General features: G+C 70.9%; 15 protein-coding genes and 1 pseudogene. 11 read left to right on the forward strand and 5 right to left on the reverse strand.

Annotation, left to right across the window (positions count from 1 at the left end; translation table 11 throughout):
- The first annotated feature begins 124 nt into the window (after positions 1–124).
- From AB0C02_RS07295 to AB0C02_RS07310, 4 genes are all read left to right on the forward strand, one after another.
- Entirely contained in the window at positions 125–649 is a 525-nt protein-coding gene (locus tag AB0C02_RS07295; protein ID WP_357542139.1) for a PadR family transcriptional regulator, read from the forward strand.
- A complete protein-coding gene (locus tag AB0C02_RS07300) occupies positions 646–1,317 on the forward strand; it encodes an ABC transporter ATP-binding protein (protein WP_357542141.1) in 672 nt (223 codons plus the stop codon). The genes AB0C02_RS07295 and AB0C02_RS07300 overlap by 4 nt, the downstream gene beginning before the upstream one ends.
- Entirely contained in the window at positions 1,314–3,572 is a 2,259-nt protein-coding gene (locus tag AB0C02_RS07305) for an FtsX-like permease family protein (protein ID WP_357542143.1), read from the forward strand. Before AB0C02_RS07300 ends, AB0C02_RS07305 begins: the two co-directional genes overlap by 4 nt.
- An 89-nt stretch (positions 3,573–3,661) precedes the next feature.
- A complete protein-coding gene (locus AB0C02_RS07310; protein ID WP_357542145.1) occupies positions 3,662–3,916 on the forward strand; it encodes a hypothetical protein in 255 nt (84 codons plus the stop codon).
- A 44-nt stretch (positions 3,917–3,960) separates the two neighbouring features.
- Here the strand turns inward: AB0C02_RS07310 and AB0C02_RS07315 are convergent, their stop codons facing one another.
- Positions 3,961–4,314, reverse strand: a complete 354-nt coding sequence (locus tag AB0C02_RS07315; RefSeq protein ID WP_357542147.1) for a nitroreductase/quinone reductase family protein — start codon at positions 4,312–4,314, stop codon at positions 3,961–3,963.
- Positions 4,315–4,514: 200 nt separating this feature from the next.
- Here AB0C02_RS07315 and AB0C02_RS07320 point away from each other — a divergent pair, with 200 nt between their 5' ends.
- Complete coding sequence (locus AB0C02_RS07320) at positions 4,515–5,456, forward strand: PrsW family glutamic-type intramembrane protease (RefSeq protein WP_357542149.1); 942 nt, start codon at positions 4,515–4,517, stop codon at positions 5,454–5,456.
- 36 nt (positions 5,457–5,492) lie between these two features.
- Here AB0C02_RS07320 and AB0C02_RS07325 read toward each other — a convergent pair whose 3' ends face one another.
- Positions 5,493–6,074 carry a WHG domain-containing protein gene (locus tag AB0C02_RS07325; RefSeq protein ID WP_357542150.1) on the reverse strand — a complete coding sequence of 194 codons (582 nt, stop codon included), beginning with the start codon at positions 6,072–6,074 and terminating at the stop codon, positions 5,493–5,495.
- 72 nt (positions 6,075–6,146) lie between these two features.
- On the opposite strand from AB0C02_RS07325, the gene AB0C02_RS07330 reads away from it, so the two are divergent.
- The gene (locus AB0C02_RS07330; protein ID WP_357542151.1) at positions 6,147–6,638 is read left to right on the forward strand and encodes an FBP domain-containing protein; all 492 of its coding nucleotides are present in this window, start codon (positions 6,147–6,149) and stop codon (positions 6,636–6,638) included.
- Between the two features lie 89 nt (positions 6,639–6,727).
- Here AB0C02_RS07330 and AB0C02_RS07335 read toward each other — a convergent pair whose 3' ends face one another.
- Both AB0C02_RS07335 and AB0C02_RS07340 read right to left on the reverse strand, forming a co-directional pair.
- Positions 6,728–7,792: an MMPL family transporter gene (locus AB0C02_RS07335; RefSeq protein ID WP_357542153.1), complete on the reverse strand. Its 1,065-nt coding sequence runs from the start codon at positions 7,790–7,792 to the stop codon at positions 6,728–6,730.
- Positions 7,793–7,865: 73 nt separating this feature from the next.
- Positions 7,866–8,858 (reverse strand): annotated as a pseudogene (locus tag AB0C02_RS07340) (MMPL family transporter); the annotation flags it as partial.
- Positions 8,859–9,054: 196 nt separating this feature from the next.
- On the opposite strand from AB0C02_RS07340, the gene AB0C02_RS07345 reads away from it, so the two are divergent.
- The 5 genes from AB0C02_RS07345 (at position 9,055) to AB0C02_RS07365 (ending at position 14,613) form a co-directional block, all read left to right on the forward strand.
- Positions 9,055–9,495, forward strand: a complete 441-nt coding sequence (locus AB0C02_RS07345; RefSeq protein ID WP_357542155.1) for a hypothetical protein — start codon at positions 9,055–9,057, stop codon at positions 9,493–9,495.
- Positions 9,496–10,268: 773 nt separating this feature from the next.
- On the forward strand, positions 10,269–10,778 hold the full coding sequence (locus AB0C02_RS07350; protein ID WP_357542157.1) for a SigE family RNA polymerase sigma factor: 510 nt from the start codon (positions 10,269–10,271) through the stop codon (positions 10,776–10,778).
- The gene (locus AB0C02_RS07355; RefSeq protein ID WP_357542159.1) at positions 10,775–11,686 is read left to right on the forward strand and encodes a hypothetical protein; all 912 of its coding nucleotides are present in this window, start codon (positions 10,775–10,777) and stop codon (positions 11,684–11,686) included. Before AB0C02_RS07350 ends, AB0C02_RS07355 begins: the two co-directional genes overlap by 4 nt.
- A gap of 391 nt (positions 11,687–12,077) precedes the next feature.
- Entirely contained in the window at positions 12,078–13,271 is a 1,194-nt protein-coding gene (locus tag AB0C02_RS07360) for an acyltransferase (RefSeq protein WP_357542378.1), read from the forward strand.
- Positions 13,272–13,329: 58 nt separating this feature from the next.
- Positions 13,330–14,613 (forward strand): histidine kinase, encoded by a 1,284-nt coding sequence (locus AB0C02_RS07365; protein ID WP_357542161.1) that lies wholly within the window; start codon positions 13,330–13,332, stop codon positions 14,611–14,613.
- On the opposite strand, the gene AB0C02_RS07370 is transcribed toward AB0C02_RS07365, so the two are convergent.
- Positions 14,603–15,652: a hypothetical protein gene (locus tag AB0C02_RS07370; protein WP_357542163.1), complete on the reverse strand. Its 1,050-nt coding sequence runs from the start codon at positions 15,650–15,652 to the stop codon at positions 14,603–14,605. The genes AB0C02_RS07365 and AB0C02_RS07370 overlap by 11 nt on opposite strands.
- Positions 15,653–15,884: the final 232 nt, after the last annotated feature.

Consider the following 15,884-nt stretch of genomic DNA (forward strand, 5'->3'; position numbering starts at 1 on the left):
TCCCCCCAACACTAGGAGTGGCCCAGCACCCCTTTCGGTTGTGGCGAGTGGTAATCGACGTCGTGCAGCGGCGTGCACGCCGGGTATATATACGCGGGGTATACGCTCAGGGTAGGGTGTCGGCATGAGCGTACCCATGACCCTGCTCGGCCTGCTCGAACGCGAGCCCAGCCACGGCTACGACCTGAAACGCGACTACGACTCCTTCTTCAGCCGGGGCAAGCCGCTGCCGTTCGGCCAGGTCTACGCGACCCTCGGCCGGCTCACCCGCGACGGCAAGATCGTGGTCGGCGAGGTCGAGCCGGGCGTCGGCCCCGAGCGCAAGCGCTACGTCATCACCGACCGGGGCGCGACCGAGTTCGAGTCGTGGCTGACCGAGCCGGTCGACGCCGAGCCCAACCTGCAGAGCGTGCTGTTCACCAAGGTCGTGCTGGCCCTCATGCTCGACCGCCCCGCCGAGGAATACCTCGACATGCAGCGCGCCACCCACCTGCGGCGGATGAAGGAGCTCACCGACCTGCGGCGCACCGGCGACCTGGTCGACGCCATGCTGGCCGACCACGGCCTGTTCCACCTGGACGCCGACCTGCGTTGGATCGACACCACGATCGCCCGGCTGGACACCCTCCGGAAGGTGGTAAAGCGATGAAGACGATCGAGGCGCGCGACGTCGTGCTCTCCTTCGGCGAGACGCCGGCGCTGCGGGGGGCCAGCGTCTCGGTGGCCCCGGGCGAGATCGTCGCCATCATGGGCCCCAGCGGCTCCGGCAAGTCGACCCTGCTGCACTGCCTGGCCGGGATCCTGGTCCCCGACGCGGGCGAGATCCACTTCGACGGCCGCCGGATCGACACGCTGAGCGAGCACGAGCGCAGCATGCTGCGCCGCGACCAGTTCGGTTTCGTGTTCCAGTTCGGGCAGCTCGTACCAGAGTTGACCGCCGAGGAGAACGTCGCGCTGCCGCTGCTGCTCGGCGGCGTCAAGCGGGCCGCCGCACTCAAGCAGGCGCGGCCCTGGTTCGAGCGGCTCGGCCTGGCCGGGCTGGAACGCCGCCGCTCCGGCGAGCTCTCCGGCGGTCAGGCGCAACGGGTCGCGCTGGCCCGTGGCCTGGTCGCCCGGCCCGGGGCGCTCTTCGCCGACGAGCCGACCGGGGCGCTCGACTCGCTCACCGGCGAGCAGGTCATGGACCTGCTGGTCGCCTCGGCGCGCGAGGAGGGCACGACCGTCGTGCTGGTCACCCACGAGGCCCGCGTCGCCGCGTACGCCGACCGGCAGGTCATCGTGCGCGACGGCAAGGTGAACGCGCTGGTGCTCTCATGATCCGGTTCGGTCTGCGACTGTCCCTGGCCGGCGGGCGGGAGGCCGCCGCCCGGCTCGTCATCATCGCCGCCGCGGTGGCGCTCGGCGTCGGCATGCTCCTGACCACGCTTGCCGGCATGAACGCGGTCGGCGCGCAGAACGAGCGGTACGGCTGGCTCAACACCTCCACCGTCCCGGCGGACTCCCCCGAGGCGTCGGCCGGCCCGCTGTGGTGGCTGCTGCAGGAGGACTATTACCACGGCCGGTCCATCGGCCGGCTGGACGTCGCGGTGGAGGGCCCGGACGCGCCCGTACCGCCGGGCATCGCGCACCTGCCCGGGCCGGGCGAGTACTTCGTCTCGCCCGCCCTCGGCGAGCTGCTGCGGGCCACCCCGGCCGCGGAACTCGGCGACCGCTTCCCCGGCCACGAGATCGGCACCATCGGCGCGGCGGCGCTGCCCTCGCCCGACTCGCTGCTGATCGTCATCGGCCGCACCCCGGCAGAGTTGGAGCCGCTCGGGGCCCGGAAGGTCCCCCAGATCAACACCCTCTCGCCGAGCCACTGCAGCAACGGCTGCCCCATCGGGATCAACCAGGCCGGCATGACGCTCGTGCTCTCCGTCGTCGCCGCCGCGCTGCTGTTCCCGGTGCTCATCTTCATCGGCACCGCGACCCGGTTGGCCGCCACCCGCCGGGAGCAGCGCTTCGCCGCGATGCGGCTGGTCGGCGCCACCCCACGGCAGATCTCCCTCATCTCGGCCGTGGAGTCGACCCTCGCCGCCTCGGTGGGCGTCGCCGTCGGGTTCGGCGTGTTCTTCGCCGCCCGGCCGGGACTCGCCATCATCCCGTTCACCGGCGAACCGTTCTTCCCCGGCGACCTGTCGCTCACGATCGTTGACATCCTGGCGATCGCGCTCGGCGTACCGCTCGGTGCCGTCGTGGCCTCCTGGCGGGCGCTGCGCCGGGTGCAGATCTCGCCGCTGGGCGTGAGCCGACGGGTCACCCCGAAGCCGCCGCACGCCTGGCGGCTGGTCCCGCTGGTCGCCGGGCTCGCCGAGATGGCGTACTTCATCGGCCGGCGGCCCCCGACGGTCAACGGCCAGATCACCGCGTACCTCTCCGGGTTTGTGCTGATCATGATCGGGCTCGTGCTGGCCGGGCCGTGGCTGACGATGATCGGTGCCCGGGTGCTGGCCGGGCGGGCCAGCCGAGCCGCCACGCTCATCGCCGGGCGACGCCTCGCAGACAACCCGCAGGCCGGCTTCCGGTCGGTCAGCGGGCTGATCGTGGCGCTTTTCGTGACCAGCGTGGCCACCGGCACGATCACCACGTACGTCGCCAACCGCGGCGCACCGCGCACCGACTCGGTGGCCGCCACCTCACTGGCGAAGGTGTTCTGGCGCGAGGATGGCCCCGCGCCGACCGCAGACCAGATCCCGGCCGGGCTCAGCACGATCCCCGGGGTGCGCAGCGTGACCGTGGTCCACGCCAATCCTGTCGACCGCCCACCGGTCGAGGTTCGGTCGAAGCCGACGGATTCCGAATCCGCCAGCTATCGAGCGTGGTGGCCAGGCGTCATCACGTGCGCCGAGCTGGACCGTTTGGCCGTGTTCGGCAGCTGCCCCGCCGGCGCGCAGGTCGTGGCCGTGCCCGACGACCTCATCGGCATGCGTGCGTGGGACCTGACCAGCGACAGCTACGTCTGGGGTGCCGCCGACATCTCTCCCGTGGAGGTCGACCGGCAGCCGATCCGGTCGGTGGTCGTCAACACGACCAGCCGCTCCGCGTTTGAGCAGGCCCGGACCATGCTGATCAACACGTTCCCGCTCGGGCGCTTCCCGGCGAGCGTCGGCGAGTGGGAGTCGAACTCCCGCCGGCAGATGAACCAGTACCAGCAGCTGGCCAACGTGATCATGCTGGCCAGCCTGCCGATCGCCGGCTGCAGCCTGGCCGTCAGCGTGGCCGGCGGGCTCAGCGACCGGAAACGGCCGTTCAGCATGCTGCGGCTCACCGGGATGCAGCTGCGTACGCTGCGCGGGGTGGTCGCGCTGGAGACCGTCGTACCGCTGCTGCTCGTGGCGGCGGTGGCGATCGGGATGGGCTTCCTGGCCGCGCACCTGTTCCTGCGGGCGCAGCTGGGCTACACGCTGCTGGCGCCGGGCCGGTCGTTCTATCTCATGGTCGCCGGCGGGCTGGCCGTGTCGCTGGGCATCGTCGCCCTGACCCTGCCGCTGTTGCGCCGGATCACCGGCCCGGAGACGGCCCGCAACGAGTGAGCCCTACCGCACCCACACGCTGGTATGAGGGCGCGGGTGATACCGGAGAGTGACGCGGGGCTGGGGGTTCGCTTCCTAGCCTCGCGTCCATGAGGAAGATTGTGACGGGCTTCGGGGCGCTGCTCGGGCTGTATCTGATAGCTCGCGCCGCCGTCGAGCCGTTCGTGATCGACATGACCGATCCCGTCAGCTACCGGGAGGACTGGGGCGGCCCGAGCCTGGCCGGCGTGCTGGCGGTCCACTGCGGGCCGGGCCTCGTCTCGGCGGTGCTGATCGGGTGGGGGCTGCGTTCGTGGTGGCGGGGCCGGGCGCCGCGCGGGAAGGCGTCTACCGTGGCGCGGTGACGGTGCGCGCGCACCATCGCCGCCCCGCGTCAGCTGAGCGTTGGCTACCCGAGGGGGACCTGGACGGCGACGTCCCGCTTCGGGTAATAGGCCTCCACCTTGTTCGCGCCGTACTTGTCGCGGAACAGCTGCACGATGTGCCGGACCCGGTCCGATTCCGTGATCGGGGTCGCGCTCGAACTCAACGCCGTGCCGTTGGCGGCCAGCTGGATCATCGGCGTCTGCCGGACGTTCCTGTACCAGTGGCTGTTCGAGCCGGTCACCGGGACCAGGAAGACGCTGTCTTCCTCCTGTACGAACCACACCGGGTGCGAGATCTGCCGTCCGGTCTTGCGCCCGGTCGTGGTGAGCTCGATTTCGTTGACGCCCTCGAGAGCGTCCCTGATCGCGTTGGCCACGATGCCTCCCGACAGCTACCCGACGTGCTTCCACCTGCCAGGCTATGGAGCTTTCCGCCCGCCTGCCGCCGGTTCCGGGGAGTCGCCGGCTGATTTCGCAACGCCCCTTTTGCGCGTTACGCACACCTTTACGCTGGGAGCGCGGGCCCTCAGAACGTGAGCGGCGCCGGAGGCCGCGAACGAGTTCCGAGGAGGCGGCGGTGGCAGAGTCGTACCCCCAACCGCCGCCCCCGGTCGTGCGGCGGCGAGCGTGGCTGCGGATCTTCTGGGTCGGCCTGGTGCTGTGGCTGGCCACCGTGTTGATCATCTTCGCGACCGGCAACCCCAACCTGGTGCCGACCCTGGTGCTGGTGGGCAGCTTCCTGGTGCCGGTGACGTTCGTGGCCTGGGCCTTCGAGCGTCGGGAAACCGGCGAAGTCACCCCCGGCCTGATTTTGAACACGTTCATCGCCGGCGGGGTGGTCGGCGTGCTGGCCGCCTCACTGCTCGAGTCCTACCTGCTGCGTACGTCGTCGGTGTGGCTGTTCCTCGGCGTGGGACTCATCGAGGAGGCCGTGAAGCTCGCGGTGCTGGCCTTCCTGACCCGGCACCTGCATCAGAAGGCGACCCGCGACGGCGTCATCCTCGGTGCGTCGGTCGGGTTCGGCTTCGCGGCCCTGGAAACCGCCGGGTACTCCTTCACCGCGCTGTTCACCTCCCACGGGCTGTCGGTGGGCCAGCTGGTGGCGACCGAAGTGCTGCGCAGCGTGATCAGCCCGTTCGGGCACGGCCTGTGGACGGCGATCCTCGGCGGGGTGCTCTTCTCGTCCAGCACCCGGGAACACTTCGTGATCACCGGCCGGCTCGTCCTGGCCTACCTCGGTGTGTCCCTGCTGCACGCCTTCTGGGACGGCATGCGGGTGATCGCGTTGTACCTGACCCTGCTGTTCACCGGGGGAGTGGTGCGCCACGGCCGGATCGTCCACCCCACCGGTGGCCAGGTGTTGCTGGCCACCCTGCTGGAATGGATCGGTTTCGTGATCGTGGCCGTGATCGGGCTCCTCTGGCTGTGGGCCGTGGTGCGGTCGGAGCGCCGCCGCCCGCCGCACCCACCCGAACCGCCGCCCGGGTGGCGAGTGCCGATCCGCCTGCCGGGCAGCTGAGGCCAGGGTGGCGGGCTGAGGCCACCGGAGCTTGGCCTAGGCAGCGCTCGGGGGTGTCGGCCAGTTGCACAGCAGGGCGTCGAGGGCGTCCATGATCCGTGCCCAGGTCTCCGCGGTGTCCGGGGCGCTGTGGCCGAACCCGCCGTCCAGCTCCAAGCTGATGTAGCCGTGGATGACGCTGCCCAACAGTCGGACGGCGTGCGTCTGGTCCGGCTCCGTCAGGTCGTAGCCGCGCAGGATCGCTCGGGTCAGCTGGGCGTGCCGACCGCCGGCACTGGCGGCCGCCGTCGCCGGGTCGAGCCGGAGACGGGCCGCGGTGTAGCGGCCGGGGTGCTCCCGGGCGTAGTCCCGGTAGACGTTGGCGAGGGCGGTCAGGGCGTCCCGGCCGGCCCGACCGGCGAGAGCGTCGGCGGCGAGGGCGGCCATCTCGTCCAGGGCGAGCAGGGCGATCCTGGTCCGGAGGTCTTGAGAGTTTCGTACGTGCGAGTAGAGGCTCGCGACCGCCACGTCGAAGCGCCGGGCGAGCGCCGAGACGGTCACCTGGTCGAAGCCGACCTCGTCGGCGAGCTCAGCGCCCGCCCGGGTCAGGAGTTCCGCGGTCAGCCCTGCGCGTGCCATGCTCCCCCTCTCGACTGCCGAAAGTGATTATGCAGTTGCCGAAAGGGTTTAGGCAAATTAACCTGGCCTCTCATGACACCCCTCACCGAGCAGGACATCCGTGCCGCCTTCGTGAACTGCAGCAAGGGCGAGGCGAAGCGCCTGACCGTCCCGCGCGACCTGGCCGACCGGCCCTGGGACGACCTGGACTACCTTGGCTGGCGAGATCCGCGGGCGCCCGACCGCGCCTACCTGGTCGCCGTCCTGGACGATCGGCCGGCGGCCCTCGCGCTGCGCTGCCCCACCCCCACCGCCCGGCAGCCACGACGCAGCATGTGCGCGATCTGCCTTACCGCGCCCGGCGGCGGCGTCTCGCTGATGGTCGCCCGGAAGGCAGGGAAAGCCGGGCAGCAGGGCAACTCCGTGGGCACATATTTCTGCAGCGACCTGGCCTGCTCCCTCTACCTGCGCGGCAAGAAGGACGCCGGGGCCGGCGCGCGGCTCCACGAGTCGCTCAGCCTGGAGGAGAAGATCCAGCGGACCGTGGCGAACCTCGTCGGCTTCATCGCCTCGGTGACTGCGTAACCCCGAGCGGCGAGGCCGCGCCGACAGATCCGGGCGCTAGCCGTACCTGCACGGGTACGGCCAGCGCCCGGGAACACTCCCGCCGGCTGCTACGACGCCGCCGGTACCCGCTCGGCCGGCGGGGCCGCGACCGGCCGGACTGCGGGCCGGGCCAGGGCGCTCGGCCACCAGGTGCGGGCACCGAGGTGCAGCGCCAGCGCCGGGACGAGCAGACTGCGGACCAGGAACGTGTCGAGCAGCACCCCGACGCCGATGATCACGGCCGTCTGGACGGACGGCACCAGCGGCAGCACGCTCAGCGCGCCGAACGTGGCCGCCAGGACCACCCCCGCGCTGGTGATCACCCCGCCGGTCACGGTCAACGCGTACAGCACACCCTGCCGGTGCCCGAGCCGGACGGTCTCCTCCCGGGCCCGGGTGCTGAGGAAAATGGTGTAGTCCACGCCGAGGGCGACGAGGAACAGGAACGTCTGCAGCGGGATCCCGTCCCACAGCGCGGCATGCCCCATCGCGGCGAGGATCAGCCCGGCCGCGCCCAGCGCGGCGGCGTACGACAGGACCACGCTGGCCAGCAACAGCAGCGGCGCGACCAGCGCCCGCAGCAGCAGCACCAGGATGACGAGTACGACCGCCAGCAGCAGCGGCATCACCAGCCGGTTGTCCCGGTCGACCGTCCGCCCGGTGTCGAGCAGCTGCGCGGTGTCCCTGCCGACGAGGGCCTGCGCACCCGGCACGGCGTGCACCGCCGCGCGCAGCCGGTCGACGGTGTCCAGCGCCGCGTCGCTGTCGGGCGTGTCGGCCAGGACCGCCGCGATGCGTACCCAGCGGCCGTCGCGGGAGGATTGCGGCTCGCCGACCTCGGCCACCCCCGGCACGGTACGGGCGGCGGCCACCACCTGCTCGGCCGGGCCGGCGGCGGCCAGGATCTCGGCCGGGGCGACAGAACCCCTCGGGAAGTGCGCCTCGATCATCCGCTGGCCGGTGACCGAGCCGACCTCCTTGGTGAAGTACCCGTCGTTCGGCAGCCCGATGCTCAGGTTGAGCATGCCGAAGCTCAGCGCGACCAGCGCCGCCGCCGTGGCCAGCCACACCGCGCGGGGACGCCGGCCGACGAACCCGGCGATCCGTCGCCACACCCCGTGCTCGGCGGCCACGTCGACGTTGACCGCGTCCGGGGAGTAGCGGGGGCACGAACGGCCAGAACAGCCACCGCCCGAACACGACCAGCACGGCCGGCAGCAGCGTGGTCATCGCCAGCAGCGCCGCGACGATCCCGACCGCGCCGACCGGCCCGAGCCCCCGGGTGGACGGCAGGCCCGCAGCCAGCAGACACAGCAGGCCGAGCGCCACGGTCGCCGCCGAGGCGGCGATCGCGCCGATCGACCGGCGCAACGCGACGGCCATCGCCGCGTGCCGGTCGGCGTGCCGGCGCAGCTCCTCCCGGTAGCGGGCGATGAGCAGCAGGGCGTAGTCCACGCCGACGCCGAAGACCAGCACGGTCAGGATGCTCTGGCTCTGGAAGTCCACGGCCAGCCCGGCGTACCGGGCCAGCAGGTACACCACCGCGCTGGCGAGCTGGCTGGCTAGCGCGACCGTGACGAGCGGGATCAACCACAGCACCGGACTTCGGTAGGTGACGAACAGCAGCAACGCGACCGTGGCGGCGGCCGCCAGCAGCAGGGTGCCGTCCATGCCGCTGAACGCGTCGAACATGTCGTCCTCACCGCCGGCCTGACCGGTCAGCGCCGTCCGCAACCCCTCGGGTACGTCAGTGGTCAGTCGCTCTTTGATGCCGGTCACCGCGTCGGCCCGCTGGTCGGCGTCTTCGGCGACGGGAAAGGAGAGCAGCAGCGCCCGCCCGTCCTCGCTGGACACCGGCGGCGACACCTGGCCACCGTCCGCGTACCGGGAAAAGGCCGCGCGGTCGCCGTCGACCTTGACTCGGTCGGCGTCGGTGAGCCCGGCCTCCCGGGTGTAGACGGCGACGGCCAGCGGCTGCTGTGAATCCGGGAACGCCTCCTTCGCCCGCTCAAGAGCCCGGCTGGCCTCGGCGGTGGCGGGCAGCGCGCCGAGGGCGTCGTTGTCCTGCGCCTCGGTCAGCTTGAGCGCCAGCGGCCCGGCCGCCGCGACGAGGACGAGCCAGAAGACGAGCGTCGCGTACTTGCTGCGGCGGCCGGACGGCAGGCCGGTCAGTCGCTTCTCTTGCCTGATCATGGTCATAGGTCGATCCTTCGGCTGGCGAGGGGCAAAGACAGGAGTGCCAGGTCCCGAAGGCAGGTGGTGCCAGCACCACTGATTCCGGTGGCCGGTCGCCAGCAAGTTGTCCTAATTGGACCGAGCGCATATGGTTTCGACGCGACGCCGGCGTGGACGAGCAACGGTCTATTGATCTACCAGGGATTGGACGTAATCGAACGTGAGAAGAGCATTCGCGGCACTGATGGCGCTGGTGACCGGCGTGTCGGTCCTGACGGTCAGCGCGCCGGCGGCCCAGGCCGCCGGTACCTGCTCGGGGTCGATCACCTACAGCGCGGTGCAGTCGTCAGGCCTCGGTGAGCTGGTCATCTACTACAACAGCGCCAACGGTGGCACCAACAGCGCGTGCTTCTACCACCGTGGCGCGGCGTACGGGAAATCCGCGCCCACGTTCGTGCAGATCTACCGCTGCGCGATGCCGAAGAACAAGGGGGCGCACTGCACCGCTGCGGGCACGCCGGACACGGACTCCGGCGACTTCAGCTACTACGCCGGCCCCGTCGCCGTCACTGGCGTCGCGAACTACTGCGTCGAGGCGGTCGGCTACATCGGATGGGCCGGCGAACGTCACTGGATCTACAGCCGGCAGCAGGGCTGTTGAGCCGAGCGCACCGACTGTAGAGAAGTGCGGGGCCGACGACCGAACGGGTCGGGCCCCGCACTTCGACGTCGCGGGCCGGCTCAGCGCCAGCGGCTCGGCCGGACGAGCCAGAAGACGAGCGTCGCGTACCTGCTGCGGCGGCCGGACGGCAGGGTGGTGCCAGCACCACCGATTTCGGTGGCCGGTGGGCGGAGAATGACGCCGTGGACAGCTCCCCCGTACGTGTTGTCTGGCGGCTGATCCGGCCGGGCGCGCTCGTCGTCGGGCAGGGCCTGGCCGTGGCCCTGCTCGGCGGCTCGGCACCTGGCGGGGGTTCCGGTGGGTGGTCACCGACCCGGCGACCTGGCGGGACCTCGCCTGGCTGATCCCCGGCGCGATCACCGGCGTCGCGTGCCTGATCGCGACCTGCACGGCGGGGCGCAGGCCCGGCTGGTCGCCCTGTGGATGAGCATCGGCCTGGCCGAGAAACTCCTGGCCGACGACCGGGCGGCCGCGCAACGGCGGTTCAGGCCCTCGCCCTGGCCGTACCGCTGCCGGTGGACGTCGACGTGCGACCGCCCGGCAGCCCACCCGCGGCGGTCGAAACCGCGGCACATTTCGCGGTCGTCGAGGCGCTGACCAACGTCGGCTGGGGGAGCTGACCGCCGGGGAGCGGGAGGTGCTGGGTTGATGGCCAAGGGGCGGTGTTGGCGTACCTCAACGGTTGAAAGTCGCATGCAACCCGCGGAGCCGGACATGGCGTGACTATCTCGCAACGGGGATAGGAGGCCTGAATGAGCGATCGCGACACGGCGTTCGCGGAATACTTCGCCGCGAGGTCGGACGCGATGAGGGGCACCGCGTACCTGCTCTGCGGCGACTGGCACCGGGCGGAAGACCTGGTCCAGACCGCGTTCACGAAGCTCTACCTGGCCTGGAACCGGGTGTCCCGGCACGAGGTGCTCGACGCCTACGTACGGCAGATCCTGCTCCGGACCTTCCTGGACGAGCGGCGGCGGGGCTGGTGGCGGCGCGAACGGGTGGGCGGGGAGGACGCCGAACGACCCACACCGCCCGAATCGCCGGAGAACCGGTTGGTGATGCTCCAGGCGCTCGGCGCCCTGCCGCCACGCCAGCGGGCGGTGCTGGTGCTTCGCTACTGGGAGGACCTGTCCGTCGAGGAGACCGCGGCGCTGCTGGGCTGCTCGCCCGGGACGGTGAAGAGCCAGGCGTCCCGTGGCCTCGACAACCTGCGCGGCCTGCTACAGCCCGCCTACAGCACGATCGAGAAGGGGGAACGATGAACGAGGAAGAGTTGCGCGAGGCGCTCCGCCACGAGATGACGGCCGTCGTCCCGCCGCCACCGCTGGACACGTCCGCCGCGCTCCGTGCCGCACGGCGCGTCCGCGCGCGCCGGCGTACCGGATGGGCCTGCGCCGGGTCCGCGGCCGCGGTGCTGGCGGTCGCCGGCTTCACGGCGGTCGGCACCACGGGGGCCGGCGTCCCGGGCACCGGTACGTCGGGGGCCGGCAACCTCGGCGCCGGTGCCACGGGAACCGGCGGCGCGAGTCCGACGGCCATCGGGACGACGCCCCTGCCGGCCCCGTCCGACAAGGGCACCGCCGAACCGTGGCCGACGGGAACGGACGGCCTCCCGCAGCAGGACCGCACGGCGCGCGCCGGCATCCGATACGACCAGGGGGTCCGGCTGCTCGACGAACTCATCGCGATGGTGCCGGACGGGTACGTCGTGCCGGAGAACAAGCCGAACCAGTCCGTGGGCGACGATCCGCCGCGCTACAACCAGGCCAATTTCGAGGAAAAGGTGAACGGCGTCGAGGTGTGGCGCTACACGGCCTTGGCCGACGTCGCCAAGGGAGACCGGACCGGGCGCCTTGCCGTCGAGGTCACCACCCCCGGGACCAAGCTCCCGACCGAACCGTGCGCGCTGACCAAGCAGTTCTGGGGCATGGGGGGCCAGTGCCAGGTGGTGACCGTCGGCGACACGAAGATCGGGGTGGTCGTCCGTCCCACCACCGACCGGCGCTTCGACCAGTGGTCGGCCTACCGGCACCCGGACGGGACGGTCACCTTCGTCGCGCAGAGCAAGAACCGGTCCTTCGCCAGCACCAAGAACGGGCTGAAGGAACTGCCGTTCACCGTGCCGCAACTGGCGGCCCTCGCCATAGGCGAGCGGTTCCATCTCGAGTGATCGGGTGACAGCGACGCTGTCCGTCACGCGGGGCCTCCTCGCCGGGCGGCCGCCGGAGGGTCCAGCCCCGGTGGCGCCCGGCGAGGAACCCGCTCCGGCTGACCTCCGGGGCCGCCGACGGCCGTCTGTGCTGCCGGCGCTCGCCGCCCGGGTGGAGGTGCCGGGTCTGCCGATCCTCGTGCTGTTCCGTCACGTTTGAGCAGCTGTACGCGCGGGAACTGTTCGCCGACATGGTGGATCGTGTAACGCAGCCGGAAGCACTATTGGGCAAAACTGCCCCAACGAATTACGGGCGAGCCGGCGTAGCCGGCCGGGGGTGAGCGAACATTTGACTGCACCGGCTCTTCACTCAAGTTTGGCTAACGATAACAACCTTGACGGGCGCGACCGGATGCTGACGCGGACAATTCCAGGTGCCCGCGGAGGGAGAAGATTCGATCCGTTAACCGGGCGCGGCCGAACGGCCCTGACGCTCCCGTCGCTGACGGGCCTGCGTTGGATGGCAGCATTTCTCGTTTTCGGGGTGCACCTTCACCTCATCGCATACTTCGCCGACGGCACGCTGGCTCGTAGCCTGAAGTTCGTATTCGGGGCCGGCGCGACAGGGGTGTCGTTCTTTTTCATTCTCTCCGGCTTCGTGCTTACGTGGGCGAATTCGAGAGGATGTGGATCCGGATGGGCCACCTTTTGGTGGCGTCGGCTGGCCCGGGTGTACCCGGCGCACCTCGCGACCGCGCTGGTTGTGCTGCTGCTTTTTGCGGTGTGGCAACCTGACATCTTGCCGTCGGTCGTTCCCGCCGCAGCGAATCTGCTGCTCGTGCACGCGTGGTGGCCCGACCCGGCCTTCTACCAGAGTCTCAACTCGGTGAGTTGGACCCTGGCATGCGAGGCCTTCTTTTACGCAGTCTTTCCACTGCTCGTGGCTGGGCTGACCCGGAGAGGCCGCCGCGCCGCCTGCCTCGTCGCGGGTGGATCCGTCGCCACCCTGTGGGTCGGACCAATCGCGGCGCTCTGGGTGGCTTCGCCCGACTGGGTGGTCTGGTTCTTTCACTGGACCCCGCCCGGTCGCCTGCCTGAGTTCGTGCTGGGCATGGCCCTGGCCAGGTTGGTGGCGCTCGGCGCCTGGCCGCGACGCCTGGACAGACTGACCACATACCCGGTTGCCGCCACGGTGCTGGTGGCCGGATACCTCGCCGCATCGCACGTGCCAGCGCCGTACAAATACGCCGGATGCACAGCGGTTGGCTTCGGCCTGCTCATCGTCGCCGCGGCCCGCGCCGACCTGCGCGGCGCGCCGTCGCTGTGGCGCCGGCCAGCAGTCGTGCGGCTCGGGGAGCTGTCGTACGCGTTTTATCTGGTGCACATGATTGTGGTCTTCGTGCTCGCGTTGGTGGTCGGACGACACCCCCGGCTCGGCGCCGGTCAGGGCATCCTTCTCACGATGGCCACCTTGCTGATGTCGCTCGCATCGGCCTGGGTGCTGCATGAGTTGGTGGAGCGGCCGGCCCGCACGCTGCTGTTGGGGACTGTTCCGGGGCGGCGGCCGGAGGTGCCTCGGCAGCGGACGCGACAGACCTCGGCGTGACCGATCTGTGGTGGTAGCACTACCGATTTCGGTGGCCCGGTGGGCGGAGAATGACGCCGTGGACAGCTCCCCCGTACGTGTCCTCTGGCGACAGATCCGGCCCGGCGCGCTCGCCGCCGGCCAGGGCCTGGCCGTGGCCCTGCTCGGCCTGACCACCAACGTGGCGCTGTTCGTGCTGTCGCTGGCGCTGATCCCCGTGTTCGGCATCGGGTTCGCGCTCTTCCCGGCAGTGACCGTGCTGGTGCGGGCATCGCTGACGCTGCAACGCCGGCTGAGCCAGTCGTCCGGGGCGCCGATCGCGTCCCCGTACGGGCCGGTGCCCGCCGGCGCCCGGCTCGGCACCTGGCGGCGGTTCCGGTGGGTCGTCACCGACCCGGCGACCTGGCGGGACCTCGCCTGGCTGATCCCCGGCGCGATCACCGGCGGCGCGTGCCTGGTCGCGTTCGCGCTGCCCGCGTACGGCCTGGAAGGCGTCCTGTTCGTGCCGCTGGTGCTCTATTTGACCGTCGACTGGTACGGCTACGGCGTGTTCTGGCCGATGGACAACCTCGCCAAGGCGTGGCTCGCCGCGCCGCAGGGCTGGCTGATCCTCGCCGGCGGGCTGGCCGTCGCGCACTGGCTGCTGTGGCTGCACTTCCGCTTCGCCGGGTTCTTCCTCGCCCCCACCCGCGCGCAGGAGCTGGCCCTTCGGGTCCGGCACCTCACCGCCACCCGCGCCGACACCATCGACACCCAGGCCGCCGAGCTGCGCCGCATCGAACGCGACCTGCACGACGGGGCGCAGGCCCGGCTGGTCGCGCTACGGATGAGCATCGGCCTGGCCGAGCAGCTCCTCGCCGACGACCCGGCCGCCGCGCAGCGGCTGCTCAGCGAGGCCCAGGAAAGCAGCGGCCACGCCCTCGCCGAGCTCCGTCATCTCGTACGCGGCATCTACCCGCCGGTGCTCGCCGAACGCGGCCTCGACGGCGCGGTGCAGGCCCTCGCCCTGGCCGTACCGCTGCCCGTGGAGCTTGACGTGCGACTGGCCGGCAGCCCACCCGCGGCGGTCGAATCCGCGGCCTACTTCGCGGTGGCCGAGGCGCTGACCAACGTCACCAAACACAGCGGCGCGAGCCGCGTCTGGATCCGTCTGTCCTTTACGGACGGCCTGCTGAGCATGGTGGTCGGCGACGACGGTCGCGGCGGCGCCACCGTGGACGCGGGGAGCGGCCTGGCGGGGGTACGCCGACGGCTGGCCGCCTTCGACGGCACGATGACCGTGACGAGTCCGCCCGGCGGACCCACCGTCGTGACCATGGAGCTGCCGTGCGAGTTGTCGTCGCCGAGGCCGACTACAGGGTGAGCGAGACGTTGAAGCCCTCTCGAATCAGCCCAGGCGTGCGTACCTGAATCGGAGAAATCTCGCCGTACCACGGCGGTGGCGGGGGCGGCCCGGGCCACGGCCACCGCCAGTGGAACCACCACCAGACGTCGTTACCGCACCAGTCCGAGTAGAGCTCGCCCCCGGCGACCCCGACCGAGAGGGGGGTTCCCGGACGCGCGACACCAGCCGGGGTGACCGCGGACGGCCCCCGCCATTGGCCGCTGATGTTGGCCGAGACTTGGATCGCACCATCATTCCCCGCGAACAACACGGCCAGGGAGTCGTCGGAGAGCTGCGCCGCGGCCAGGGACGCCCCGAACGGCACCAGCCCGTTTTGCGAGATCACGTTCGGCGCCCATGGGTCCGGTAGGGGCCCCGCCGAGATGGGCGCAGTCCAGAGGTCACCCTCCCGCCCGGTGAAGAACACCTGTACGCGGGAACCAGTGGAAACCGCCGCCACGCCGCCACCCGGCTGCGCCACGTTGGGGGGACTTTTCTGAACCGTCGTCCACGCACCGGAACTCGTCGACCAGATCGAGTACAAGGCGCCGTTGCTGCCCACGAACACCACGCCGGGGGCAGATGTTGGCGACGTGACCGCCGCGACGATCCCACCCGACGGTGCGATACCCGACGCGGAGATCGGTTGTGGCCCACCACTCGGCCGAGCCGGCTGCCGATAGGCGGCGCGGAACAGCGCGCCGCTACGCCCCACGAAGAACACGTACGCCGAACCCCGATCAGTCACCGCGCTCAGCGGCGCACCCGGAGCTGCCACACCGCTGGCTCCGTCCAGGGCGAGGGTGTAACCCGGGCGGTTGTAGGTCGGTGTCGTCATCACCAGCCCGCCCTGCGTACCGATGGCGAAGGCGGACACGCTGCCGTCGTTCTCTCTGAAGGTGGCCAGACCAGCACCCGGCGGGGCCATCACCTCGCTGATCACCGGCGCCCCGAACGACGATTCGTAGAGGCGGCCATCATTGCCGATCACGAACCCGACCCGCTGGCTCAGCTGCACCTCCGCTGCCTCGGCCGGTGGCGGCCCGAGTGGCGCGACCACAAGACCAATCCCGGCGCTCACCCCCACCACAAGGTGCCGAAGTCTGCTGTGGGCCCTGCTCATGGAAACCCCTCCCGCTCGCAGTACTGATGGTGGCAGCCTCCCTACCTTGCGTAGCGATTCTCAATCATCAATGAATGATGGGAGTGATGTGCCAATTCCCGTAGCGTCACTTGACACCGGACGCGGG

Origin of the sequence: Micromonospora sp. NPDC048999 (assembly GCF_040649295.1) — a bacterium.
Taxonomy (GTDB): domain Bacteria; phylum Actinomycetota; class Actinomycetes; order Mycobacteriales; family Micromonosporaceae; genus Micromonospora.

Excerpts from the sequence above, each read along its gene's own strand:
- AB0C02_RS07330 (WP_357542151.1), top strand. The coding sequence starts at position 6,147 with ATGACACCCCTCACCGAGCAGGACATCCGTGCCGCCTTCGTGAACTGC.
- AB0C02_RS07355 (WP_357542159.1), top strand. The coding sequence starts at position 10,775 with ATGAACGAGGAAGAGTTGCGCGAGGCGCTCCGCCACGAGATGACGGCC.
- AB0C02_RS07360 (WP_357542378.1), top strand. The coding sequence starts at position 12,078 with ATGCTGACGCGGACAATTCCAGGTGCCCGCGGAGGGAGAAGATTCGAT.
- AB0C02_RS07305 (WP_357542143.1), top strand. The coding sequence starts at position 1,314 with ATGATCCGGTTCGGTCTGCGACTGTCCCTGGCCGGCGGGCGGGAGGCC.
- AB0C02_RS07310 (WP_357542145.1), top strand. The coding sequence starts at position 3,662 with ATGAGGAAGATTGTGACGGGCTTCGGGGCGCTGCTCGGGCTGTATCTG.
- AB0C02_RS07350 (WP_357542157.1), top strand. The coding sequence starts at position 10,269 with ATGAGCGATCGCGACACGGCGTTCGCGGAATACTTCGCCGCGAGGTCG.
- AB0C02_RS07295 (WP_357542139.1), top strand. The coding sequence starts at position 125 with ATGAGCGTACCCATGACCCTGCTCGGCCTGCTCGAACGCGAGCCCAGC.
- AB0C02_RS07325 (WP_357542150.1), bottom strand. The coding sequence starts at position 6,074 with ATGGCACGCGCAGGGCTGACCGCGGAACTCCTGACCCGGGCGGGCGCT.
- AB0C02_RS07300 (WP_357542141.1), top strand. The coding sequence starts at position 646 with ATGAAGACGATCGAGGCGCGCGACGTCGTGCTCTCCTTCGGCGAGACG.